Origin of the sequence: Streptomyces sp. SID4985 (assembly GCF_009863025.1) — a bacterium.
Lineage (GTDB): Bacteria > Actinomycetota > Actinomycetes > Streptomycetales > Streptomycetaceae > Streptomyces.
This window is the reverse complement of the sequence record NZ_WWIR01000431.1, coordinates 1-4,102: the sequence shown is the minus strand read 5'-3', so window position 1 is coordinate 4,102 and position 4,102 is coordinate 1. Positions and strand designations below refer to the sequence as shown.

At 73.0% G+C, this 4,102-nt stretch carries 4 protein-coding genes and 1 pseudogene; 3 read left to right on the top strand and 2 right to left on the bottom strand.

Annotated elements, in window-relative coordinates; all coding sequences use genetic code 11:
* Nucleotides 1–216: pseudogene (locus GTW40_RS32725) on the bottom strand (protease); the annotation flags it as partial.
* Between the two features lie 249 nt (nt 217–465).
* Between GTW40_RS32725 and GTW40_RS18870 the strand changes: the two are divergent.
* From GTW40_RS18870 to GTW40_RS18855, 3 genes are all read left to right on the top strand, one after another.
* Complete coding sequence (locus GTW40_RS18870) at nt 466–1,287, top strand: glycerophosphodiester phosphodiesterase (protein WP_161181370.1); 822 nt, start codon at nt 466–468, stop codon at nt 1,285–1,287.
* A gap of 222 nt (nt 1,288–1,509) precedes the next feature.
* On the top strand, nt 1,510–2,160 hold the full coding sequence (locus GTW40_RS18860; RefSeq protein WP_202486099.1) for an ATP-binding protein: 651 nt from the start codon (nt 1,510–1,512) through the stop codon (nt 2,158–2,160).
* A gap of 133 nt (nt 2,161–2,293) precedes the next feature.
* Complete coding sequence (locus GTW40_RS18855) at nt 2,294–3,274, top strand: DUF5926 family protein (protein ID WP_161181368.1); 981 nt, start codon at nt 2,294–2,296, stop codon at nt 3,272–3,274.
* 234 nt (nt 3,275–3,508) lie between these two features.
* Here GTW40_RS18855 and GTW40_RS18850 read toward each other — a convergent pair whose 3' ends face one another.
* Nucleotides 3,509–4,102, bottom strand: a complete 594-nt coding sequence (locus GTW40_RS18850) for a hypothetical protein (RefSeq protein WP_161181367.1) — start codon at nt 4,100–4,102, stop codon at nt 3,509–3,511.

The window sequence follows — 4,102 nt, the reverse complement described above, 5'->3', positions numbered from 1 at the left end:
GGGGCCCTGGCCGTGGGCCTGGGGGCCCTCGGCGGATGCCGGTCCCGGAGCCTGCCCGGCGGCGCCGGGCAGGCCCTGGGGCAGCGGCGGCAGCGGAGTCGTCGGTGCTCCGCCGTCGGATACGGCGCCCTGCGCGGAAGCAGGGGGAGCGTCCACCGGCACGGGAGGTGCGGACGGGGCCGGGGGTACCGCGTTGCCCTCGTTCTCGGTGCTCACAGCTCTTCTCCTCGATCCACGGCTGTCGTCGTCGGTCGCACTCGCTCGTGCCGTTCCTGTTGTATGTACGCAGCTTTTCCCACGAGCCGTCAGAGCACCATAAGCGGGGGCTGTGGGTCCGGTGACAACCTTTACACAGGACATCTCCGGCAATACTTATATATGCATTAATTACAACGCATCGGCGCGCGCGTCACGGGGAGCGTTCCCGCCTCCCGCCACACGTCGTGTCGGTGGCACGATGACGCCGTGACCCACGTATCACAGCACTCCATCCAGGTCGTCGCGCACCGGGGAGCCTCCGAGGACGCGCCCGAACACACCCTGGCCGCCTATCGCAAGGCGATCGAGGACGGCGCGGACGCGCTCGAATGCGATGTACGCCTCACCGCCGACGGCCATCTGGTCTGTGTGCACGACCGGCGGGTCAACCGCACCTCCAACGGCCGCGGCGCGGTCTCCGCCCTGGAGCTGGCCGACCTCGCGGCCCTGGACTTCGGCTCCTGGAAGGGGCGCGGCCGGGACGAGGAGCCCGACTGGGAGCACCGGCCCGAGGACCGCGAGGCGACCTCCGTCCTCACCCTGGAACGGCTCCTGGAACTGGTCGCGGACGCCGGACGCCCGGTGCAGCTGGCCATCGAGACCAAGCACCCCACGCGCTGGGCGGGCCAGGTCGAGGAACGGCTGCTGATGCTGCTGAAGCGGTTCGGCCTGGACGCGCCGGAGCACCCCGCCGACTCCCCGGTGCGCGTCATGAGCTTCTCGGCGCGCTCCCTGCACCGGGTGCGGGCGGCCGCGCCGAACCTGCCGACCGTGTACCTCGCCCAGTTCGTCTCGCCCCGGCTGCGCGACGGCCGGCTGCCCGAGGGAGTGGGCATCGCCGGGCCCTCGATCCGCATCCTGCGCAGCCACCCGGCATATGTCGAACGGCTGAAACAGGCCGGTCACCAGGTCCATGTGTGGACCGTGAACGAGCCCGAGGACGTGGACCTGTGCGTCCGGCTCGGTGTGGACGCCATCATCACCAACCGCCCGCGCGCGGTCCTCGGCAGGCTGGGTCGCCTCGGCTGACCACACGGCGCGGCGCTGAGCACACGGCTTCCGGCGACGGGCACACGGCTTCCGGCCCGGTACGGGCCAAGAGTCCCGTAAGGACCGGCGCGCGGCTCTTGACCCGGGAGCGGCGGTGGAGCATCCTCCGTTTCCCGGCCACACCACCGATATCCGGCCACCCGGCCATAGGGAGTACAAGGGAGTGCTCCGGCGCGTTCGGTGCGTGTGCGGACGTTGCGAATGCGTCGCCGGAACAAGACTGACCGGTTTCCGGTACAGGCCAAAGGGGCATCCACACCGTGGCGTGGGGCGAAGGAGGTCTCGGGGGTGGCGTTGGTGGTGGCACAGGAGGTGCCCACGTCGTCGAGCATGGCCGTACCCCATGGCCCTGCGGGCGTGGGCAAGGCGAGGCACCGGATGCGTGCGCAACTGCGCGGCGGCGGTGTGTCGGAATCGGTCATCGACGACGCCGTGCTGATTCTGTCCGAACTGCTGAGCAACGCGTACCGGCACGGACGCCCCCTGGGCGGCGCCCCGGCCGGGACCGGCTCGGTGCGGGCGGCCTGGCGGGTGGACGCGCGGGGACGGCTCATCGTGGAGGTAACGGACGGCGGCGGCCCGACCCGCCCGGCTCCGGCGAGCCCCTCGGTCACCGCGCACGGCGGCCGGGGACTGAGCATCATCGACGCGCTCGCCGACGACTGGGGCGTCCGGGACGGGATCCCCGGTGAGATGACGGTCTGGGTGATCGTCCACGCCGACGTGCACGATCCCGACGCACGCTGCGGACACAACGCTTTCGCTACGCGCGTCACGGCCGTTCCGGCGCTCCCCGCCCTGGACGGGCTGGACGGGCTGGACTTCGCGGACATGTTCGACGCCCTGGACTGACGGCCCCGGGACGGCCCCGGGACCGCCCGGAACCCCGGGCCGCCGAGGGTTGTCCACAGGTCCGGGCCCGTCGTGGCGCGAACGGCTAGGCTCCCCGCGTACGAGACAGAGCCGTAACCGGGAGAAGCCCACGATGGCCAAGAAGCGACCCCAGACCAAGGCCAAGCGCCCGCAGCCGAGCGGGGCCCGCTCCGCCGATGGACAGATTCCGGTCGTCGGCGCCCGGGAAGCCTGCCCCTGCGGCAGCGGCCGGCGCTACAAGGCGTGCCACGGCCGGGCCGCCGCGCACGCGGTGACCGAGCTGGTGCAGCGGCCCTTCGAGGGACTGGGCGGCGAGTGCGACTGGGTGGCGCTGCGCGAGCTGGTCCCGGCCGCCACCGCCGCGCTGACCCTGCGGGACGGTCTGCCCGAGGGCGTCCCCTCCGTCACGCTGGCCACCGTGCTCCCGATGGCGTGGCCCGCGCTGCGCCGCGACGACGGCTCGGTGCTGATCGGCCTGCAGAACGACACGGCCTCCGGCGACATCAGCCGCGACCTCGCCGACACGCTGCTGCGCGCGCTGGAGGCCGAGCCCGGCACCCCGGTCGAGGCCCGCCGCGCCCCCGCCGACGGGCCCCGGCTGCAGGACCTGCTGGACGAGACCGCGCCGTTCGAGCCGGTCGTGCACACCGGCTTCGAGTTCTGGGTGCCGGACGCGGAGAACGCGAGCACGGAGGTCACCGCCTCCCTGGAGCGCGCCAACGCGGCCGCGATCCCCACGGTGAAGCTGACCGGTGTCGACGCCGCCTACTGGTGCGAGACCCCGGAGAAGAACCACCTGCGCTGGGTCATGCCGTACCCGGAGGAGCACCTGCTCGACGCGCTGGCCCGGCTGCACGCGGCCGGACAGTCCACCCTCGGCGAGGGCACCCGCCTGGTCGGCTCCTTCCGCGCCCACGGTCTGACCGTGCCGGTGTGGGACCTGCCCAGCGGGGTCGGCGCCGAGGACATGGAGAAGCCCGCCGCCGAGTTCGCCGAGCGTCTCACCGCCGCCCTCGCGGTCACCGAGCCGCTCACGCCGGAGGAGCGCCGGGCCCGCGGCGGCCTGACGAACCGGCAGGTCACGCTCAGCTGAGAACGGCGGGACGACGGTGACCGCGGAGGGTGACGCCTGTCACAACTCCCGGTTCTGACAAGGCAATCGGTGGCCGAATGGCCGAGCCGGAATTTGCGAACCGCCGATCTCTTGTTACCGTTCCAGTAGCCCGGTTGCTGGTGCATCCCCCGTCGCCAGCAACCGGGCCTTTCCATGCCCGCACACCGGCGCGCACCGTCGACGCACACTGTCGGCGCGACTCCAACTCGCTTGCTAGCCAGGGAAGTTGCTGCCCGCCCGCAGCATCAGCGGCGCGGCATCGCCCCGCCCGGCGAACTCCGCGACGGCCGTGAAGGCACCCGGTGCGCCCCGGGTGCGCAGCCGCGGGGTCTCGCAGGTGGCTGGCTCGTCACCACCACCGGCGGCGCAGCGCGTCAGCACGGTCCGGCCGCCGGGCCCCATCAGGCTCAGCAGGGCGTCCACCGCGTCGCCGCTGGTGTTGCGGTAGTAAGTGCGGGCCCAGCTCTCGCCGCCCCGGGTCAGCACACAGGTCTGCGCCTCGACGCCGTCCGGCGCGGAGAGTTCGGGACCGCAGCGGACGGCGGTGGCCTCCCCGATCCCCAGGGAACGGAGTCGTTCCCGCCCGGCTACGGCGGCCTCCGGAGCGGACAGGACGGCAGCGGGCGTAGGAACGGCGGGCGCGGAGACAACCGGCGCACCGGCAACGCGCGTACCGGCGGCGGGCACACCGGCAACAGTCGTACCGGCGGCAGGCGCACCGGCGGCGGACGTACCGCCCCCGGACACACCGCCCGAAGATTCCGGCCCGCCCGTCTGCCCCGCCGACGCCGCGCCCAGCGGCAGCAG

Coding starts and splice junctions, on each gene's coding strand:
- GTW40_RS18860 (WP_202486099.1), top strand. CDS start 1,510: ATGCGTCGCCGGAACAAGACTGACCGGTTTCCGGTACAGGCCAAAGGG.
- GTW40_RS18855 (WP_161181368.1), top strand. CDS start 2,294: ATGGCCAAGAAGCGACCCCAGACCAAGGCCAAGCGCCCGCAGCCGAGC.